General features: G+C 49.7%; 18 protein-coding genes. 14 read left to right on the top strand and 4 right to left on the bottom strand.

Annotated elements, in window-relative coordinates; all coding sequences use genetic code 11:
- Nucleotides 1–10: 10 nt before the first annotated feature.
- Genes lgt through tcdA form a run of 3 tightly spaced genes read left to right on the top strand, consistent with a single transcriptional unit; the run spans nt 11 to nt 2,472 of the window.
- Nucleotides 11–826, top strand: a complete 816-nt coding sequence (gene lgt / locus CWE09_RS07045; protein WP_126803272.1) for a prolipoprotein diacylglyceryl transferase — start codon at nt 11–13, stop codon at nt 824–826.
- A 12-nt stretch (nt 827–838) separates the two neighbouring features.
- On the top strand, nt 839–1,672 hold the full coding sequence (locus CWE09_RS07040) for a thymidylate synthase (protein ID WP_126803271.1): 834 nt from the start codon (nt 839–841) through the stop codon (nt 1,670–1,672).
- Nucleotides 1,673–1,683: 11 nt separating this feature from the next.
- On the top strand, nt 1,684–2,472 hold the full coding sequence (gene tcdA, locus CWE09_RS07035; protein ID WP_126803270.1) for a tRNA cyclic N6-threonylcarbamoyladenosine(37) synthase TcdA: 789 nt from the start codon (nt 1,684–1,686) through the stop codon (nt 2,470–2,472).
- Here the strand turns inward: tcdA and CWE09_RS07030 are convergent.
- Nucleotides 2,435–2,860: a SufE family protein gene (locus tag CWE09_RS07030; protein WP_126803269.1), complete on the bottom strand. Its 426-nt coding sequence runs from the start codon at nt 2,858–2,860 to the stop codon at nt 2,435–2,437. The genes tcdA and CWE09_RS07030 overlap by 38 nt on opposite strands.
- A gap of 177 nt (nt 2,861–3,037) precedes the next feature.
- Between CWE09_RS07030 and CWE09_RS07025 the strand changes: the two genes are divergently transcribed.
- From CWE09_RS07025 to ung, 5 genes are all read left to right on the top strand, one after another.
- Nucleotides 3,038–3,787 carry an electron transfer flavoprotein subunit beta/FixA family protein gene (locus CWE09_RS07025; protein ID WP_126803268.1) on the top strand — a complete coding sequence of 250 codons (750 nt, stop codon included), beginning with the start codon at nt 3,038–3,040 and terminating at the stop codon, nt 3,785–3,787.
- The gene (locus CWE09_RS07020; RefSeq protein WP_126803267.1) at nt 3,784–4,716 is read left to right on the top strand and encodes an electron transfer flavoprotein subunit alpha/FixB family protein; all 933 of its coding nucleotides are present in this window, start codon (nt 3,784–3,786) and stop codon (nt 4,714–4,716) included. Before CWE09_RS07025 ends, CWE09_RS07020 begins: the two co-directional genes overlap by 4 nt.
- 185 nt (nt 4,717–4,901) lie before the next feature.
- Nucleotides 4,902–6,734, top strand: coding sequence for a DUF1302 domain-containing protein (locus tag CWE09_RS07015; protein WP_241974316.1), 1,833 nt, complete (start codon nt 4,902–4,904; stop codon nt 6,732–6,734).
- Nucleotides 6,735–6,863: 129 nt separating this feature from the next.
- On the top strand, nt 6,864–8,915 hold the full coding sequence (locus tag CWE09_RS07010; protein ID WP_126803266.1) for an alpha/beta hydrolase family protein: 2,052 nt from the start codon (nt 6,864–6,866) through the stop codon (nt 8,913–8,915).
- Nucleotides 8,905–9,627 carry a uracil-DNA glycosylase gene (gene ung / locus CWE09_RS07005; protein WP_126803265.1) on the top strand — a complete coding sequence of 241 codons (723 nt, stop codon included), beginning with the start codon at nt 8,905–8,907 and terminating at the stop codon, nt 9,625–9,627. Before CWE09_RS07010 ends, ung begins: the two co-directional genes overlap by 11 nt.
- Before the next feature lies 1 nt (nt 9,628).
- Here the strand turns inward: ung and CWE09_RS07000 are convergent, their stop codons facing one another.
- Together CWE09_RS07000 and suhB are read right to left on the bottom strand one after the other, a co-directional pair.
- Nucleotides 9,629–9,799 carry a DUF3545 family protein gene (locus CWE09_RS07000; protein ID WP_126803264.1) on the bottom strand — a complete coding sequence of 57 codons (171 nt, stop codon included), beginning with the start codon at nt 9,797–9,799 and terminating at the stop codon, nt 9,629–9,631.
- A 1,039-nt stretch (nt 9,800–10,838) separates the two neighbouring features.
- Entirely contained in the window at nt 10,839–11,642 is an 804-nt protein-coding gene (gene suhB, locus CWE09_RS06995) for an inositol-1-monophosphatase (protein ID WP_126803263.1), read from the bottom strand.
- A gap of 143 nt (nt 11,643–11,785) precedes the next feature.
- On the opposite strand from suhB, the gene trmJ reads away from it, so the two are divergent.
- Both trmJ and CWE09_RS06985 read left to right on the top strand, forming a co-directional pair.
- Nucleotides 11,786–12,511: a tRNA (cytosine(32)/uridine(32)-2'-O)-methyltransferase TrmJ gene (gene trmJ / locus CWE09_RS06990; RefSeq protein ID WP_126803262.1), complete on the top strand. Its 726-nt coding sequence runs from the start codon at nt 11,786–11,788 to the stop codon at nt 12,509–12,511.
- Nucleotides 12,512–12,514: 3 nt separating this feature from the next.
- The gene (locus CWE09_RS06985) at nt 12,515–13,684 is read left to right on the top strand and encodes an IscS subfamily cysteine desulfurase (protein ID WP_126803261.1); all 1,170 of its coding nucleotides are present in this window, start codon (nt 12,515–12,517) and stop codon (nt 13,682–13,684) included.
- A 7-nt stretch (nt 13,685–13,691) separates the two neighbouring features.
- On the opposite strand, the gene msrA is transcribed toward CWE09_RS06985, so the two are convergent.
- Nucleotides 13,692–14,210 carry a peptide-methionine (S)-S-oxide reductase MsrA gene (gene msrA / locus CWE09_RS06980; RefSeq protein WP_241974315.1) on the bottom strand — a complete coding sequence of 173 codons (519 nt, stop codon included), beginning with the start codon at nt 14,208–14,210 and terminating at the stop codon, nt 13,692–13,694.
- A gap of 233 nt (nt 14,211–14,443) precedes the next feature.
- On the opposite strand from msrA, the gene ndk reads away from it, so the two are divergent.
- From ndk to ispG, 4 genes are all read left to right on the top strand, one after another.
- Nucleotides 14,444–14,875, top strand: coding sequence for a nucleoside-diphosphate kinase (gene ndk / locus CWE09_RS06975; protein WP_126803259.1), 432 nt, complete (start codon nt 14,444–14,446; stop codon nt 14,873–14,875).
- A gap of 110 nt (nt 14,876–14,985) precedes the next feature.
- Entirely contained in the window at nt 14,986–16,110 is a 1,125-nt protein-coding gene (gene rlmN / locus CWE09_RS06970; RefSeq protein ID WP_126803258.1) for a dual-specificity RNA methyltransferase RlmN, read from the top strand.
- 67 nt (nt 16,111–16,177) lie between these two features.
- Nucleotides 16,178–17,236, top strand: a complete 1,059-nt coding sequence (locus CWE09_RS06965; RefSeq protein ID WP_126803257.1) for a RodZ domain-containing protein — start codon at nt 16,178–16,180, stop codon at nt 17,234–17,236.
- A gap of 9 nt (nt 17,237–17,245) precedes the next feature.
- The gene (gene ispG, locus CWE09_RS06960) at nt 17,246–18,385 is read left to right on the top strand and encodes a flavodoxin-dependent (E)-4-hydroxy-3-methylbut-2-enyl-diphosphate synthase (RefSeq protein ID WP_126803256.1); all 1,140 of its coding nucleotides are present in this window, start codon (nt 17,246–17,248) and stop codon (nt 18,383–18,385) included.
- Nucleotides 18,386–18,396 lie beyond the last annotated feature (11 nt).

Raw genomic sequence — 18,396 nt, 5'->3', positions numbered from 1 at the left:
AGGATAAGGCATGAATCAAGATTATTACGTTCACCCCGGTTACGATCCGGTTCTGGTGAGCCTGGGTCCTCTGGATATTCGCTGGTATGGGCTTATGTACCTGATCGGGCTGGCGTTTGCCTGGTGGTGGGGCAATAAGCAGGCGGATCGTCACCCGGACTGGAGTCGGGAAAACTGGAGCGATTTGTTGTTCTGGGGTTTTCTGGCACTGATTATCGGTGGCCGAGTGGGGTATGTACTGTTTTATCAGTTTGAAAGCATGCTCGCCAACCCGTTGTATCTTTTTGATATTACATCCGGTGGTATGTCCTTTCATGGTGGTTTATTGGGTGCCATCGCCGCTATTGTCTTTTATGCACTGAAAAAGAAACGTTCCATCATGTCTGTTGGCGATTTCGTCGCGCCTCTGGTACCTATTGGGTTGGGCGCCGGGCGCATTGGCAACTATATTAATGGTGAGCTTTGGGGCCGGGTTACTGACGTACCCTGGGCGGTGATTTTCCCTGCTGGCGGTCCAGAACCCCGGCATGCTTCACAACTGTATCAGGCGTTTCTGGAAGGCGCGGTGCTCTTTGCGCTCCTCTACTGGTTCAGTCGTAAACCTCGACCTGTGGGCGCTATAGGCGGGCTTTTCCTGCTCGGTTATGGCTGCGCACGCCTGTTCACCGAATTTTTCCGCGAGCCGGATGCTCACCTTGGATTATTGGCTGGCTCGCTGTCGATGGGACAATGGTTGTCACTACCTATGATTATTGGCGGGGCAGTTATTATGTGGCTTGCTTATCGTGGCCAGTTTGGCAAAAACCTGAAACAAACAGCAAAATAGGAAAGGTCAGCAATGCGCGCTTATCTGGATTTAATGCAACATGTGCTGGATAACGGCACCGACAAAAGCGACCGTACCGGAACCGGAACACGCAGTGTGTTTGGCTATCAGATGCGCTTTGATTTAGCCAAGGGTTTCCCGCTGGTAACCACTAAAAAGTGCCATTTGCGTTCTATTATTCATGAGCTGCTGTGGTTTTTAGCGGGTGATACCAATATTAAATACCTGAATGACAACGGTGTTAAAATCTGGGATGGCTGGGCCACAGAGTCCGGTGACCTGGGCCCTGTCTATGGCGCCCAGTGGCGCAGCTGGCCGTTGCCTGACGGTGGTAGCCTGGATCAGATACAGCAGCTGATTGAACAGATAAAAAACAACCCAGACTCACGGCGTTTACTGATCAGTGCCTGGAATCCGGCGGTGCTGCCTGACAGCCGCCAGAGTCCTGTGCAAAATGCAGAAGCCGGGCTGCAGGCGCTACCGCCTTGTCATACCATGTTTCAGTTTTATGTCGCGGATGGACGTTTGTCCTGTCAGCTGTATCAACGCAGTGCCGATATTTTTCTGGGCGTGCCTTTTAATATTGCCAGCTACGCTTTGCTGACTATGATGGTCGCTCAGGTCTGCGACCTTGAGTTGGGTGACTTTGTGCATACTTTTGGTGATGCACATCTTTATAGCAACCACTTTACACAGGCCCGTGAGCAACTAAGTCGGGAGCCTTTGCCACTGCCGCAAATGAAACTCAATCCAGAGGTGAAAGATTTATTTGCCTTTACTTATGAAGACTTTGAACTGGTGAATTATCAAGCGCACCCGCATATCAAAGCTCCTATTGCGATTTAAACAGGTCAGGCATGGATAATTACGGACAACGCTTTTCAGGTATTCAACGGCTGTATGGTCATACCAACGCCCAGCGCATACGTGAACTGCACCTGGCGGTTGTGGGGGTCGGTGGTGTGGGTTCCTGGGCAGCAGAAGCGCTGGCCAGAACCGGAGTGGGCGAGCTGACCTTGATAGATATGGATGATGTCTGTTTAAGCAACGTTAATCGTCAGTCCCATGCACTGAGCGAAACCGTAGGCCAGCCTAAAATTGCAGTGCTGGCGGCACGTTTGCAAAGCATTAATCCTGAGTTAAAAATAAATCAGGTGGATGATTTTGTCAGTCCGTCAAATCTGGCTGAATGTTTTACAAATCGCCCCGATGGCGTGCTGGACGCTATTGACAGCATCAGTGCGAAAACAGCTTTACTGGCCTGGTGTAAACGGCAGAAGATCAGAGTGGTGACCACTGGCGGTGCAGGCGGTCAGATTGACCCTTCGCAAATCGCAGTGGCAGATATCGCCCGGGTTATTCAGGACCCGCTGATGGCAAAAGTACGCTCTCAATTGCGCCGTGATTATAATTTCAGCAGTAACCCAAAGCGTAAGTTTGGCATTGATTGTGTGTATTCAACTGAGCAGTTACGTTATCCTGCGACTGAGGGACAGGTGTCCCATGCTAAACCGGCTCATGGCGCGGCCAGACTGGATTGCAGCACAGGTTTTGGTGCCTGTATGATGGTCACCGGCGCGTTTGGTATGCAAGCGGCAGCAACCTTAATTAATCGCTTGTTGCCTGAGCCAAAGCCAACTGCTTAGCCCGTTTTATAACCTGTTGTAAGCCATTACTGCGCGAGGGGCTTAGATGGTCATCCAGCGCGCATTGTTGAAGCCAGCGAGTGGTGTCGAAGCGTGCGATAAAATCAGCACTTTGCTGCTGCATAGGTAGTAAGGCAACGTGAACCAGTGCATGCACCAGACGTGCGTCACTGAAGAAATGCAACTGCAGGTTAGTGGCAGACCCTTCGGCAAGCAGCCAGACATTGGCTTCGCAGCCTGTTACCTTATAGTCATCAGTTCGGTATTCGGCAGCCAGAGGTTGCGCCTCTTTGCCTGCCTGCAACAGCACACGATATTTTTCCTGCCAGTTGGGCTGGCTTTGTAATTGCTGTTGTATGCGCTGAGCCGATTCGGAGTAGACAGACATAAAATACTTCAAAGTGAACGAAATTTGAACGCTGACACTATAAGTTGACAGCAAGATGACGTAAATTCGACGATATTATACTCACAAACCTTGTCTGTTGCAGGCGGGTTTTACATAATGCAGCACGGTTAATCGGGATTTACCTGATTCTTTACTAAGTAAAGAAGGATTGAAACTATGAAAATTTTGGTCGCGGTAAAGCGCGTTATTGACTACAACGTCAAGGTGCGCGTGAAAGCCGATCAGTCAGATGTTGATCTGGCAAATGTGAAAATGGCGCTGAACCCTTTTTGTGAAATCGCTATTGAAGAAGCGGTTCGTTTAAAAGAAAAAGGACCCGCAGAAGAAGTGGTCGTGGTGTCTATTGGGCCTAAGGCCTGTCAGGAGCAATTGCGTACCGCCCTGGCATTGGGTGCCGATCGAGCTATCCATGTTGAATCTGATGTCATGCCAGACTCCCTGTCCGTGGCTAAACTACTGAAAGAAGTAGTTGCTGAAGAAAAACCTGACATGGTGATTCTGGGTAAACAGTCAATTGATTCAGATAATAACCAGACCGGTCAGATGCTGGGCGCTTTAACCGGCATGCCACAGGGAACCTTCGCTTCTGAAGTAAAAGTTGCAGACGGTAAAGTCGATGTGACCCGTGAAGTCGATGGCGGTCTGCAGACGTTGCGTCTGACCTTACCAGCTATAGTCACTACAGACTTGCGCCTGAACGAACCGCGTTATGCTTCGCTGCCTAATATCATGAAAGCTAAGCGTAAGCCTCTGGATGTGAAGTCGCCAGCTGATCTTGGTGTAGAAATAAGCAGCAATATTAAGCTTGTGAAAGCGGAAGCTCCGGCTCAGCGTAGCGCCGGTGTGAAAGTGGCCGACGTAGCAGAGCTTGTTGACAAACTGAAGAACGAGGCAAAAGTATTATGAGCATTCTTGTAGTTGCCGAACATGATAACCAGACCTTAAATGAGGCCACTTTAAAAACTATTACTGCTGCTACCCAGATTGGTGGCGACATAGCAGTACTGGTTGCCGGGCATAATTGTCAGGGCGTTGTAGACAACGCAACCCAGGTAGCCGGTGTAGAACGTGTATTGCAGGCAGACAATGAAGCCTATGCACATCAGTTGGCTGAGAATATTAGCGAATTAGTTGCTAAGTTAGCTTCTGACTACAGTCATATCCTTGCGCCTGCGACTACTACAGGTAAAAACTTCATGCCGCGTGTGGCAGCCCTGCTGGATGTAGGTCAGGTTTCCGACATCATTGCTGTTGAAGGCGATGATACTTTTAAGCGTCCAATTTATGCGGGTAACGCGATTGCCACCGTGCAAAGCAGTGATAGTATTAAAGTCATTACCGTGCGCGGTACTGCATTTGACGCCGCCGCAGCAGAAGGCGGTAGTGCTAATGTAGAAGCCGTTACCGATGTATTTAACAATGATAAAGTTGAATTTGTTGGTGAGCAGTTAGCTGAATCTGAACGCCCTGACCTGGCAAGCGCACCTGTTGTCATATCAGGTGGTCGTGGCATGCAAAATGGCGAAAACTTTAAGTTACTGGAGTCGCTCGCGGACAAGCTGGGTGCTGCAGTGGGCGCTTCACGTGCTGCTGTGGATGCTGGTTTTGTACCTAATGATATGCAAGTAGGTCAGACTGGCAAAATCGTTGCACCACAGCTATATATAGCTGTGGGTATTAGCGGTGCTATTCAGCATCTGGCAGGCATGAAAGACTCTAAAGTTATTGTGGCTATCAATAAAGATGAAGAGGCGCCGATATTTCAGGTTGCCGATTATGGCTTAGTCGCTGATCTTTTTGATGTATTGCCTGAATTAGAAAAGGCTTTATCCTGAGTTGTTAACAACTAGTGACAAGCAGGTTATTCCTCTGCTAACCTGCTTGTCATAGTAATAAAAAACATAAATCCTGTTGGTTGTGATGGATAACCTTTAATCAAAGGTATTCATCCAACATGATTTAATAATTATATCGCCAATGACCCCCAGCTTCTGGGTACGCAGGATAGGTGGCAACAACAATGAAAAGAAAAACAACTATGCTTAAAAAATTACCTCTCGCCTCTGCGATTGCTATGGCTGTCGCATTGCCAGCACAGGCCGTAGATTTTGATCTTGGCCCTTACTACATCAATGTCGATTCAAGGTTGTCACTGGGCGCTACTATGCGTGCTGAAAGCGCAGACCCCAGGACACTGCATCCGGGAAATTATGAAGGTGGTCAGGGGCAATCCGGTGTGGCGGACGATGGTAACCTGAACTATGACAGTGGTGACTTAACCTCTTTAGTATTCCGTGGTATTCACGATATCAGTATTGATGGTGGCAACCATGGTGCTTTTGTTCGTTTTAATTACTGGTATGACGATGTACTAGAAAACGAAAATGTGGCACACGGGCATACTGCGACTAACTATTTTCCTGACGCACAGCTGAATAATGATGCTTTTGACTCTTATTCTGCGGGCAGCGGCATCCGCTTGCTGGATGCTTTTGTATATACCGGCTTTGACATTGGCCGGGTACCAGCAGACTTACGCGTGGGTCGCCAGGTTTTAAGCTGGGGCGAAAGTACTTTCATTCAAAACGGTATCAATTCTATTAACCCTGCTGACGTAAATGCTATTCGTCGGCCAGGTGCTGAAGTTCGTGAAGCTCTGTTACCAATTGGTATGGTCAGTCTGGGTTTAGGTCTGACTGACTCACTGAGTCTGGATGCTTTTGTCGGTTTCGAGTGGGATAATACCAAGCTTGATGGCTGCGGTACTTTCTTCTCAACCGTTGATATTCTGGGTGGACCCGGTTGTAATAAAGTGACACTGAACCCGGAAGTTGCTCCTGGCCGCTTCTTAAGTGACCGTGAGTCGGTAGATGCCGGTGCATATATCACCCGTGCGGGAGACAGAGATGCCAGCGACAGTGGTCAGTTCGGTCTGGCGGCGCGCTATTACGCTATGGATCTGGACACCGAATTTGGTTTTTATTTTATAAATGTACACAATACGCAGCCAATTATTTCTGCCTATGACTGGCAGGACGCAGCCTGGGATACTCCGCAAGACTGGGCCGCAGGCAATATAAGTACTGCGAATGTGTCGGCTATTGGCCCTCAGTATTTTGCTGAATGGCCGGAAGATAACCAGATTTTTGGTGCCAGCTTCAGTACTACGCTGGGCGTATGGTCATGGTCAGGTGAAGTAAGTTATCGTCCAAATCAGGCTGTGCAGATTAATACCACTGAAATACTAGCGGCAGGTTTGCAGCCAGCTGCCCCCAGCAGCTTCCGTTCACGGATCAATGAAGCCCGTCCAGAGGAAATCCCGACTGGTGCTTACGCACGTGGTTATGAAGAGCTGGAAGTGTATCAGGCGCAAATGACGTTCGTGAACTTCTTTGAGCGCCTGTGGGGCTCTGACCGTATGACCTTCATTGGTGAAGTGGGCATGAACCATGTTGCTGACTTGCCAGGGCTGGATGAACAGCGTTTTGGTCGTAATCCCGTGTATGGTAAGTGTCTGACTGGAGCTGATCTAGGTAACCCTGGAGGCCCAAATCAGAACTGCGATGGTTTTGTTACCAGCACTTCGTGGGGCTACCGTACTCGCTTCGTGTTTGACTTTAATAATGCCATTATGGGCTGGAACCTGAGCCCGACACTGGTATTTAATCATGATGTAAGCGGTTACTCACCGAACCCTAATTTTGTTGAGGGACGTATTAATGTGGGTGCCTTGCTGGATGCGAGCTATCAGAATTATCGCCTGAGTCTGGCTTATAACCATTATCGTGGTGCTGATTACGATCCTATGCAAGATCGTGATCATTTGTCAGCTAACTTCTCGATTTCTTTTTAAGAACTCGTTGAGCGCACTGTTCAGCAGGGTGTAATTCCTTGCAGCATTTTAAAAGCCAGCTTATGCTGGCTTTTTTGTTACTTACTGGCCACTGCTCAAGGCCATTTGTTTTATAACTCAGAGGTTTATATGAGACTATCGTTAACCGGGTTGCTGACAGGCTCTGCTACTTTACTGGCTTTTGCTGGTGTGGCCACGGCGCAAGATGTAAACCCCCTGCAGCTGGATGATGTATTTGCTATTGAAATAGCGGCAGACCCGCAAATCCATCAGAACGGCGAGGAAATCGTCTTCGTGCGCCGCAGTATGAACCGTAACAATGATCGCACGGAAGGCCGGTTATGGCGTGTCAGCAGTGACGGAAGCGACTTGCGTCCTTTGACTGATGGTAGCGGCAATGAGAGTTCACCGAGCTGGTCACCGGATTACGAACGACTGGCTTTTGTCTCCAGTGCCTCAGGTTCGTCGCAAATTCATATACGCTGGCAGGATAGCGGTCATTCTTCTGTTATTTCTGATCTACAACACGCGCCGTCTAATATCAGTTGGTCACCAGACGGCGAGTGGCTGGCATTCTCTATGTTTACCCCAGAGCAACAGTCCAACCCTGTGAACCTGCCAGGCCGCCCACAAGGTGCGGACTGGGCTGACTCGCCTGTATATGTGGACCGCCTCAATTATCGTGCTGATGGGGCTGGATATTTGCCGCAGGGCTTCCGTCATATTTACTTGTTACCAGCCGAAGGCGGTACACCTCGTCAGCTGACCTCAGGCGACCATCATCATAGTGGCGAGATTAGCTGGGCACCGGATGGCAGCGCACTGTATTTTTCTGCTGATCGCAGTGACGACCCACGCAAAGAGTTGGCGCGGTCGGAAATATATCGCATGGATATAGAATCAACAGAACTGACTCAATTAACCGACCGTAATGGACCCGATAGCAGTCCTAAAGTGTCACCCAGCGGACGTCAGATCGCTTTTCTTGGTTATGACGACCGCAGACTCGCGCACCAGGCAAATCGTTTATACGTGATGGACGCGGATGGCAGTAATGTACGTAATTTGACTGAAGATTTAGATCGCCATGTGAGTAGCTTTGAATGGGCAGCGGATGGTCGTGGTATCTATTTCATGTACGACGACCAAGGTCAGGGTAAACTCGCGCTGCAGCCGTTGCGTGGCGTTGCGGAAACTTTGACGGACAGAGTTGGCGGACTGTCTTATTCACGCCCTTATACAGGTGGTCAGTTTAGTGTGGCCTCAGATGGCAACCTGGTGTTTACTCAGATGGCCAGCAACCGACCTGCTGAACTGGCGTTATTGCGTGGTAGCCAGGCAACACAGATAACTAATATCAATCGTGATTTCCTGGCAAAACGGGACATCGGTGAAGTTGAAGAATTCTGGTATGACTCGTCCGTAGATGACCAGCGTATTCAGGGCTGGATTATGTACCCTCCAGGCTTTGATGACAGCAAAGAATACCCGATGATTCTGGAAATACATGGCGGGCCGCATACGGCTTATGGCCCGGTATTTGCGATGGAGCTTCAGTTGATGGCAGCGCAGGGGTATGTCGTTCTGTATACCAACCCTCGTGGCAGCACCAGCTATGGTGAAGACTTTGCAAACCTGATTCACCATAATTATCCCAGTGAAGATTATAATGACCTGATGGATGGTGTGGATCACGTCGTTGAGCGTGGCTTTATTAACGAAGATGAGCTCTTTATCATGGGCGGTAGTGGTGGTGGTGTACTCACTGCCTGGAGCATTGGTCATACTGACCGTTTTGCAGCTGCAGCCGTGGTCAATCCGGTTATCAACTGGTATAGCTTTGTACTGACCGCTGATATGTACAACTACTTCACTCAGTACTGGTTCCCTGGTATGCCGTGGGACAACCTTGAGCATTATATGAAGCATTCACCTATTAGTTATGTCGGTAATGTCAGTACCCCGACTATCTTATTTACCGGTGAATCGGACCATCGCACACCTATTTCTGAAACTGAGCAGTATTATCAGGCATTGCAATTACGTGGCGTAGAAAGTGCCATGGTGCGTGTACCTGGTGCCTCACATGCACTGCATGCACGGCCCAGTAACCTGATGGCAAAACCTGCTTATGCTGTGTATTGGTTTGAAAAATTCCGTACGACCAACAATGAAGACTGAAGTGAGCTGTGAACACTGGCGCGGGCTTATAGCCGAACAGCGCCAGCAAGCTTACTTTAAGCAGCTGGAAGATAAGCTGGAACAAGCCCGCAGTGGCGCTGTTCCAGTTTATCCGCCGAGGGATAAGGTGTTTACTGCGTTTAACAAAACCCCTTTTGAAACGGTTAAAGTAGTTATTTTGGGGCAGGACCCTTACCACCAGCCAGGGCAGGCACATGGACTGGCGTTTTCGGTACCACCGGATATTAAGGTGCCACCTTCGTTGCGCAATATTTATAAAGCACTGGAGCTGGACATAGAAGGTTTTGTCAGCCCTCCTCATGGCTGCCTGGAGCGCTGGGCAGAGCAGGGCGTGTTGTTACTGAACACTGTATTAACTGTACAGGACAGTAAAGCGCATAGTCATGCAAAATGGGGATGGGAGACCTTTACAACAAAGGTGATGGAAAAGCTTAACCAGCATCCGCAACCGCTGGTATTTTTGCTTTGGGGTAAACATGCACAACAAAAAGGTGAGGTCATTAACGACCCTCGCCATCTGGTGTTGCATAGCGTGCATCCCTCGCCGCTGTCAGCTCATCGGGGATTTTTCAATTGTCATCACTTCAGTAAAGCGAATCAGTTTTTACAGCAACAGAAACGCCCGCCTGTCGATTGGACAGCTATTAACGATAGTGATAAACAGCAACGCCAGCAAAAGCTGGCGTTGTGACTTAAAGTTCGAGTTCTTCTAATTCGCAATCAAAGCAATGGTCGATGTCCATGAGCTCCTTACGTAAGCGATGACGCTCTTTAAGAACTTCTATTTCACGCCACTTGCGTTTGCTGCCGCGTGATTTGCTGGTTTTTTCTGCTACATTATTTAGTTCTTCTGAATGGTCCATGGGTGTTCCCCCTGTCTACGACTCATTAACAAAAATATCAGCGCCTTTACGTTTTACCATAACTTTATACAGAGTAAAATAGTTTTATTACCATTGTATTAACATTGATGATTGTTTTTCATGCCGTTTTTCCGGTAGGGCAGGCTCAGCCTGCCTTGGAAACCATGGGGTTCTTCGATGCATTGTTCCGTCTGGTATCTGACGCAAGCATATATAATGTGGAGGAAATTGCGTTTTCGAACGGTGCATGGTGCATGCGGATTGCTACCACGGCAGGCCGAGCCTGCCCTACGAGGGATTGGTAATGTCAGGTAGGGCAGGTTTTACCTGCCGAGGGATGTTGAATACGTCGCCGGGCCTGAACGGCAGGCGGAGCCTGCCCTACGAGGGATTGGTAATGTCAGGTAGGGCAGGTTTTACCTGCCGAGGGATGTTGAATACGCCGCCGGGGCTGAACGGCAGGCGGAGCCTGCCCTACGAGGGATTGGTAATGTCAGGTAGGGCAGGTTTTACCTGCCGAGGGATGTTGAATACGCCGCCGGGCCTGAACGGCAGGCCGAGCCTGCCCTACGAGGGATTGGTAATGTCAGGTAGGGCAGGTTTTACCTGCCGAGGGATGTTGAATACGCCGCCGGGCCTGAACGGCAGGCGTAGCCTGCCCTACGAGGGATTGGTAATGTCAGGTAGGGCAGGTTTTACCTGCCGAGGGATGTTGAATACGCCGCTGGGCCTGAGCGGCAGGCGTAGCCTGCCCTACGAGGGATTGGTAATGTCAGGTAGGGCAGGTTTTACCTGCCGAGGGATGTTGAATACGTCGCCGGGCCTGAACGGCAGGCCAAGCCTGCCCTACGAGGGACTGATAAGGTCAGGTAGGGCAGGTTTTACCTGCCGTGGGGTGTTGAATACGCCGCCGGGGCTGAACGGCAGGCGGAGCCTGCCCTACGAGGGATTGCTAATGTCAGGTAGGGCAGGTTTTACCTGCCGAGGGATGTTGAATACGCCGCCGGGGCTGAACGGCAGGCGGAGCCTGCCCTACGAATTAATTTTGTAAGCCTTTAGGTAGCAGCGGACGCATCTGGCTGACCATGGCTTGCAATACTTTAGGGTTGCCGGCAACTATGTTACCCGATTTCAGGTGATTGTGGCCGCCACCGAAGTCGGTGATCATGCCACCTGCTTCACGTACCAGCAGGTCACCAGCCATGGTGTCCCATTTTTGCAGGCCCGCTTCCCAGTAGCCGTCATAACGACCACAGGCGACATAAGCAAGATCCAGCGCAGCTGAACCCATACGGCGCACGTCAGCGACCTGAGTGAAGAACTTGTTAAAGACTTCCTGGTAGTGGGGCAGTATATGCTTCATACGGAAAGGGAAACCGGTTGCCAGCAAGGTGCCGTCGAGTTCTTTGGCACGACCCACGCGTACGCGGTAGCCGTTTAATTGAGCGCCGCTGCCACGACCTGCAGTGAAGAGCTCATCGCGTACAGGATCGTAAATAACAGCCTGTTGAACCTGCCCTTTGACAACTAAGGCAATAGATACGCAAAAATGAGGAATACCGCGCATGAAATTGGCGGTGCCATCAATTGGATCAATAACCCATTGGTAATCACTGTCACGACCAATTTGCTCGCCGGATTCTTCGGCAAGGATTGAATGATCCGGGTAAGATTTGCGAATTGTGTCGATAATGATGGCTTCTGCGGCATGATCAACATTGGTCACGTAATCGTGCTGACCTTTGCTCTCAATGGTGAGTTGCTCGGCCTGAGCCATTGATTTCATGATAACTTTTCCGGCCGCGCGCGCAGCGCGCACCGCGATGTTAAGCATCGGATGCATGTGATTACCTTTTTAGTTGCTAAAGAACGGTGAAAATTTCGCCGCGATTATAAGCTAAAAGGGCTATGGTAAGCAAACACAAATGACGGCTGCGTTGGCCTGTGTTAGAATTTGCGGCCGATTTATAGCTGCAGAGACTACTGATGTTAGACAATATTCGTATCGTTTTGGTGAACACTTCCCATCAGGGCAATATAGGCTCTGCGGCGCGTGCTATGAAGACCATGGGGTTAACAGATCTGGTGTTAGTGGACCCGGTGGAGAGCCCGCAAAGTCATGCGTCTGCACTGGCGGCAGGTGCTACCGATATTTTGGCGGCGGCACACACCGTGGACACTTTGCAGGAAGCGATTGCGGATTGTCCTTTGGTACTGGCAACGAGCGCGCGTAACCGCACGCTGGACTGGCCTATGCTTAGTCCACGGGAAGCTGGCGCTAAAGCAGTACAGGAAGGCAAGGCAGCTAAGGTAGCTTTGGTATTTGGCCGCGAAAACAGTGGCCTGACCAATGAAGAGCTACAAATGAGCCAGTTTCATGTGCATATTCCGGCGAATCCGGAGTACAGCTCCTTGAATCTGGCCATGGCCGTGCAGACTCTGAGTTATGAAATTCGAACCGCCTGGCTGGAGCTTGAAGAACAGCCGCAATCGATTGAGTTGCCGGAGTATCCAAATGGCGAAAATCTGGAACGTTTTTTTGTCCATCTTGAGAAGAGCCTGACAGATTCGGGATTTATTGTACGTCAGCATCCGGGACTGGTTATGAATAAGCTTCGTCGTATGTTTAACCGGGCGCGTCCAGAAGAGAATGAACTGAATATTCTACGCGGCATGCTGACTTCATTTGATAAACGGATGGATAAGGAGTAGCTGATGAACAAGCTTATTTATCTCGATTATGCGGCTACTACACCGGTTGACCCGCGGGTAGCCGAGAAAATGATGCAATTTCTGACAATGGATGGCATTTTTGGCAACCCGGCCTCGCGTTCTCATCGTTATGGCTGGCAGGCTGAAGAGGCGGTAGATGAAGCCCGTGCACAGGTTGCTGAATTGCTCAATGCTGACCCTCGCGAAATTGTTTTCACATCCGGTGCGACAGAGTCAGACAATCTGGCGTTGAAAGGCGTGGCTGAATTTTATCAGGAGCAGGGCAAGCACATCATTACTGTGCAAACCGAACACAAGGCAGTACTGGATAGCTGCGCTGATCTGGAACGCCGTGGTTTCGCAGTGACCTATCTGAGTGTGGATGAAGAAGGTTTGTTGTCGCTGCAGGAACTGCGCGATGCTATACGGCCGGATACTATTCTGGTCAGCGTGATGCACGTCAATAATGAAACGGGTGTTATTCAGGATATTCCGGCAATCAGCAACCTGTGTCGTGAAAAGAATGTCCTGCTGCATGTCGATGCAGCACAAAGCGTGGCTAAAATAGATGTCGATGTGGAGCAGCTTGGTGTCGACCTGCTATCGCTTTCGGGGCATAAAATATATGGCCCTAAAGGTGTGGGCGCGCTTTATGTGCGACGTAAGCCCAGAGTTCGCCTGCATGCGCAGATGCATGGTGGCGGCCATGAAAGAGGTATGCGTTCAGGTACTATGGCGACGCACCAGATAGCCGGCCTTGGCGAAGCGGCACGCATAGCTCACGCAGAACTGAAGCAGGAAAGTAAAATTCTGCTGCAACTGCGCGAGAGCCTATGGCAGGGCCTTAGTGGGATCGAAGGTGTATTTGTGAATGGTAGCGAACAGCAGCGGGCGCCGGGGATTCTGAATGTTGGTTTTAAAGAAGTGGATGGCGAGTCGTTGCTGCTGGCACTTAACAACCTGGCGGTATCTACCGGTTCGGCCTGTAATTCCGCCAGCATGGAGCCTTCTTACGTACTGCGGGCAATGGGACTAAGTGATCAACAGGCCCATGCATCGGTGCGTTTTAGCCTGGGCCGCTTTACCACGGAAGAGGATGTGAAAGCGGCTATCGAGCATGTGCGCAACGCCATCGGTCCACTTCGGGCCATGTCGAAGGCGTTGCCAGGGTAAAACCTGCTTAACTGCTTTTCAGGCGGTTGGCGAAATTCTGTTTGAACTTTGCCAGTTTAGGGCCTACTACCATAGCGCAATAAGGTTGCTGACTATTATTTTCATAATAGCTACGATGGTAAGCCTCTGCTGGATAGTAATTGCTTACTTCTTCAACGGCTGTGACGACAGGTTCAGGCCAGGTGTTGTCGGCGCTCATTTCAGCAATAATAGAAGCCGCCTGATTGCACTGCTCATCGTTATGAAAAAATATCACTGAGCGATACTGAGGGCCAATGTCATTGCCCTGACGGTCAAGTTGGGTAGGATCATGCAATGAAAAATAAATTTCCAGAATATCACGATAGTTAATCAGCTGAGGATCATAAGTCAGGCGCACGACTTCGGCATGGCCCGATTCGCCGGTGCAGATATCCTGGTAAGTCGGGTTTGCAACATGGCCTCCGGCATATCCGGATTCGGCCTGAATGATGCCTTCAACCTGCGCGAATGCAGATTCAAGACACCAGAAACAACCGCCACCCAAGGTAGCTACCTGGTTGACCGGGTTTCTACTGATTTTTCAGTGTTTGTTACCGACATATAATTACCTCAATGCCACTGGGCGTATAGACGTCTATAATAGATCATGTTTTCTGCTTTGAAAAGCCCCCTTGTAATAAAGTTTTATTGGGAATTAGTGCTCAGATCGCGTATAATTCGCGCGACTTTAAGACTTGTGTTAACAGACAACACTTTATACAGAATCGGAGTAACAGCATGGCTTTGGAACGTACCCTGTCTATTATCAAACCGGACGCAGTAGCGAAAAACGTAATTGGCGCTATCGTAAACCGTTTTGAATCTGCAGATTTGCGCATCGTGGCACAAAAAATGATGCACCTGAGCAAAGAACAGGCGGAAGGTTTTTACGCAGAACACAGCGAACGTCCTTTCTTTGGCGCTTTAGTGGAATTTATGACTTCTGGTCCAATCGTAGTGATGGTGCTGGAAGGTGAAGACGCGGTACGTAAGAATCGCGAAATCATGGGTGCAACTAACCCTGCAGAAGCAGCTGCCGGTACTTTGCGTGCTGACTATGCTGAAACTATCGACGAAAACGCCGTACATGGTTCAGATGCTGTGGAATCAGCAGCGCGTGAAATCAGTTATTTCTTCACTGACGAAGAAGTTTGCTCACGCACACGGTAAAACTAAGACCGCTGCAGGCGGTCTTATAGCTAAAAAAGGGGCCGAACTGCGCCCCTTTTTTGGCTGAATATAGCCTGCAAAGATTTATAGCAAGGCATCGGAGGTAAAGTATGACAACCGCAACGCAGAAAATTAATCTGTTAGATTTAAACCGGCAGGGCATGTATGACTTTTTTGCTGAATTAGGCGAAAAGAAATTTCGTGCTGAGCAGGTGATGAAATGGTTGTATCATTTTTGCGTCGATGACTTTGAGCAAATGACCAACCTGAATAAAGTACTGCGCCAGAAACTCAGCGATATCGCCGAAATTCGGGCGCCTGAAATCAAGCTTCAACAACAGTCTACCGATGGCACTATTAAGTTTGCTATGGAATTGCTGGATGGTCAGGAAGTAGAAGCGGTATGGATTCCCGAAGACGACCGGGCGACTTTGTGTGTATCTTCTCAGGTTGGCTGTGCACTGGCATGTACCTTCTGCTCGACAGGCTACCAGGGCTTTAACCGTAACCTGAAAGTTTCTGAAATCATTGGCCAGGTATGGCGGGTAAACCAGTTGTTGGGCCCGGTAGGCAAAACCAATGTTAAACCGGTAACCAATGTAGTGATGATGGGCATGGGTGAGCCGTTACTCAACATTCAGAACGTAGTGCCAGCGATGGAATTGATGCTGGACGATTTGGCTTATGGCTTATCTAAGCGTCGTGTAACATTAAGCACCTCGGGCGTGGTACCCGCTTTGGATATGCTGCGTGAGCGTATCGATGTGGCGTTGGCTATTTCGTTGCATGCGCCGGACGACGAGCTGCGTAATGAAATAGTGCCGGTCAATAAAAAGTACCCGATTAAAGAATTTTTAGCTTCTGCTAAGCGTTATGTTGAGATGTCCAAAGCTCAGCATAAAGTCACGGTTGAATATGTCATGCTGGACCATATTAACGATTCTACCGACCAGGCACACGCGCTAGCACGCTGTCTGGAAGGGACCCCGGCTAAAATTAACCTGATACCATTTAACCCATTTCCGCAGTCACCATACGGACGGTCCAGTAATTCGCGTATCGATCGTTTCGCAAAAGTATTGATGCAGCATGGTTATACCGTTATGGTTAGAAAAACACGGGGCGATGATATTGACGCCGCCTGTGGTCAATTAGTCGGAGACGTGGTTGACCGCACAAAACGGCTGTTAAAAAAACAACAACAAAAACAGTCCATCGCTGTCAAATCGGTGTAGCGAGACCGGCCAAGCATAAGCGAGGTCATTATTGTTGCGCCGGAAACTTACCGGGGACCGAGCTAGCATGACGGATACGGAACAAAGCACAGTGAACGAGAACACAGAGAACGAGAACAAAGAGCAGTCAGATTTGCCAACGCCAGGTCAGATGTTACTGGCTGCCCGGGATGAGATGCAGTTGACCACTAAACAGGTCGCTGAGCGTTTGCGTTTGCGAGTGCAGATTGTCGAAGATCTTGAGCATGACCGATTTAGTAAATATGTCGCTGGTACTTTTACCCGGGGGTATTTGCGGGCCTATGCTCGCTTAGTTCAGGTGGATGAGGATTTGCTTTTTAAATCTTATGAAGCCATGAATGTCGAAGAGCGCCCGGATGATACCATGCAGAGCTTTTCCCGGCGTCGCCGAGAGCAGACTCAGGACAGTCGCTTGATGGCCGTTACCTATATTATTGTGGCGGTGATCATTGGCTCAGCAGTTATCTTCTGGCTGCAGAACGCCTCCAATGATGAAGTCGAGAGCAACGGCAGTACGGTAGCTGAACGTATGCTGGAAGAACAGGATTCGCAGCTGCAACTATCTGCTGAGGATGACGCTGGACCGGCAGAAATTACCCGCGCGACGCGAGAGCCAATCTTCATTGATGAAAGTAACGTTGAGCGCACAGCGGATCCGGTTGCAAGTGAAACCGAAGCAGAATCGATTCTTGATGAAGAAGCCGAGCGAGAAGCAGAGCAGGCTGCTGCGCGGCGCGCGGAAGAAGAGCGGCAGGCGCAGCAAGCACGAGAAAGAGCTGAAGCTGAACAGGAAGCCGAACGCCAGGCGAGAACGGAGGAGGAAGAGCCTGATGCCAATGTGAGTGTCAGTGAACTGCCTGACGGAGAGCTGGTACTGGGTTTTGAAGGAGACTGCTGGATTCGCATTGAAGATGCCACCGGCCAGGCCATCGCTTTTGGCGTTAAACCCGCAGGACATGTTATTAACCTGGAAGGTGAAGCTCCTTTCGAGGTCACCCTGGGTGCCCCTGAAGTGGTCAATATGACCTTCCGCGGCGAAGAAATTGATTTAAGTGGTTACCGTCCAGGACGTGTAGCTCGCATTGTATTACCGCAAGCAGAGTAGTAGAAAAAAATGCTTTCAGAATCCCCCATACAACGCCGTCAAAGTCGTCGTATTTATGTAGGCGACGTGCCGATTGGAGATGGAGCTCCGATAGCGGTGCAATCCATGACTAATACATCAACCACCGATGTAGCGGCGACGGTGGCGCAAATACAGGCCCTGGCAAAAGCGGGTGCTGATCTTGTGCGGGTGTCGGTGCCTACTATGGATGCCGCTGAAGCTTTTAAACTGATTAAACAGCAAAGCACTGTCCCCCTCATAGCTGACATTCATTTTGACTACCGTATTGCGCTTAAAGTTGCGGAATATGGAGTCGACTGCCTGCGTATTAATCCAGGTAATATTGGCAACGAAGCGCGTATTCGTAGCGTAGTAGATTGCGCCCGGGAGCATAATATACCGATTCGCATTGGCGTGAATGGAGGTTCTCTGGAACGTGATTTGCAGGAAAAATATGGCGAACCTACCGGGGCGGCGCTGGTAGAATCGGCAATGCGTCATGTTGATATTCTACAGCGACTGAACTTTCACGATTTTAAAGTCAGCGTTAAAGCCTCAGACGTATTTTTAGCGGTTGATGCTTATCGTTTATTAGCGAAAGAAATTGAACAACCGCTGCATTTAGGTATTACGGAAGCGGGTGGAGCTCGCTCTGGCGCGGTGAAGTCTGCGGTGGGAATGGGCATGCTCCTGGCAGAAGGCATTGGTGATACCTTACGGGTTTCCTTGGCAGCTGACCCGGTTGAAGAAATAAAAGTGGGTTTTGATATTCTCAAATCGCTGCGCATTCGTTCGCGAGGCATTAATTTTATCGCCTGCCCAAGTTGTTCGCGCCAGGAGTTTGATGTAATAGCTACGGTGAATGCGCTGGAGCAACGCCTGGAAGATATTACTACGCCGATGGACGTGTCTATTATCGGCTGTGTGGTAAATGGCCCGGGTGAAGCCTTAATTTCTGATTTGGGTCTGGCCGGGGCAAAAAATAAATCGGGACTATACATTGACGGTGAGCGACAAAAAGAACGTTTATCGAATGATGATTTAGTGGACGCTCTGGAACGAAAAATTCGCGCCCGGGTGAGCAAGCAGCAGGATTCCCAGCAAATAGCGATCACTCAGGTGGACGCCGACAACAGCCAGCCTCTATAATGGCGCCATTT

Origin of the sequence: Aliidiomarina minuta (assembly GCF_003987145.1) — a bacterium.
Taxonomy (GTDB): domain Bacteria; phylum Pseudomonadota; class Gammaproteobacteria; order Enterobacterales; family Alteromonadaceae; genus Aliidiomarina; species Aliidiomarina minuta.
Note: the sequence above shows the minus strand (reverse complement) of the source record. Positions and strands in the feature narration are given on the sequence as shown.

Excerpts from the sequence above, each read along its gene's own strand:
- CWE09_RS06965 (WP_126803257.1), top strand. The coding sequence starts at position 16,178 with ATGACGGATACGGAACAAAGCACAGTGAACGAGAACACAGAGAACGAG.
- suhB (WP_126803263.1), bottom strand. The coding sequence starts at position 11,642 with ATGCATCCGATGCTTAACATCGCGGTGCGCGCTGCGCGCGCGGCCGGA.
- CWE09_RS06985 (WP_126803261.1), top strand. The coding sequence starts at position 12,515 with ATGAACAAGCTTATTTATCTCGATTATGCGGCTACTACACCGGTTGAC.
- rlmN (WP_126803258.1), top strand. The coding sequence starts at position 14,986 with ATGACAACCGCAACGCAGAAAATTAATCTGTTAGATTTAAACCGGCAG.
- CWE09_RS07025 (WP_126803268.1), top strand. The coding sequence starts at position 3,038 with ATGAAAATTTTGGTCGCGGTAAAGCGCGTTATTGACTACAACGTCAAG.
- CWE09_RS07015 (WP_241974316.1), top strand. The coding sequence starts at position 4,902 with ATGAAAAGAAAAACAACTATGCTTAAAAAATTACCTCTCGCCTCTGCG.
- CWE09_RS07040 (WP_126803271.1), top strand. The coding sequence starts at position 839 with ATGCGCGCTTATCTGGATTTAATGCAACATGTGCTGGATAACGGCACC.
- ispG (WP_126803256.1), top strand. The coding sequence starts at position 17,246 with ATGCTTTCAGAATCCCCCATACAACGCCGTCAAAGTCGTCGTATTTAT.
- CWE09_RS07010 (WP_126803266.1), top strand. The coding sequence starts at position 6,864 with ATGAGACTATCGTTAACCGGGTTGCTGACAGGCTCTGCTACTTTACTG.
- tcdA (WP_126803270.1), top strand. The coding sequence starts at position 1,684 with ATGGATAATTACGGACAACGCTTTTCAGGTATTCAACGGCTGTATGGT.
- trmJ (WP_126803262.1), top strand. The coding sequence starts at position 11,786 with ATGTTAGACAATATTCGTATCGTTTTGGTGAACACTTCCCATCAGGGC.
- lgt (WP_126803272.1), top strand. The coding sequence starts at position 11 with ATGAATCAAGATTATTACGTTCACCCCGGTTACGATCCGGTTCTGGTG.
- CWE09_RS07030 (WP_126803269.1), bottom strand. The coding sequence starts at position 2,860 with ATGTCTGTCTACTCCGAATCGGCTCAGCGCATACAACAGCAATTACAA.
- CWE09_RS07000 (WP_126803264.1), bottom strand. The coding sequence starts at position 9,799 with ATGGACCATTCAGAAGAACTAAATAATGTAGCAGAAAAAACCAGCAAA.
- CWE09_RS07020 (WP_126803267.1), top strand. The coding sequence starts at position 3,784 with ATGAGCATTCTTGTAGTTGCCGAACATGATAACCAGACCTTAAATGAG.
- ndk (WP_126803259.1), top strand. The coding sequence starts at position 14,444 with ATGGCTTTGGAACGTACCCTGTCTATTATCAAACCGGACGCAGTAGCG.
- ung (WP_126803265.1), top strand. The coding sequence starts at position 8,905 with ATGAAGACTGAAGTGAGCTGTGAACACTGGCGCGGGCTTATAGCCGAA.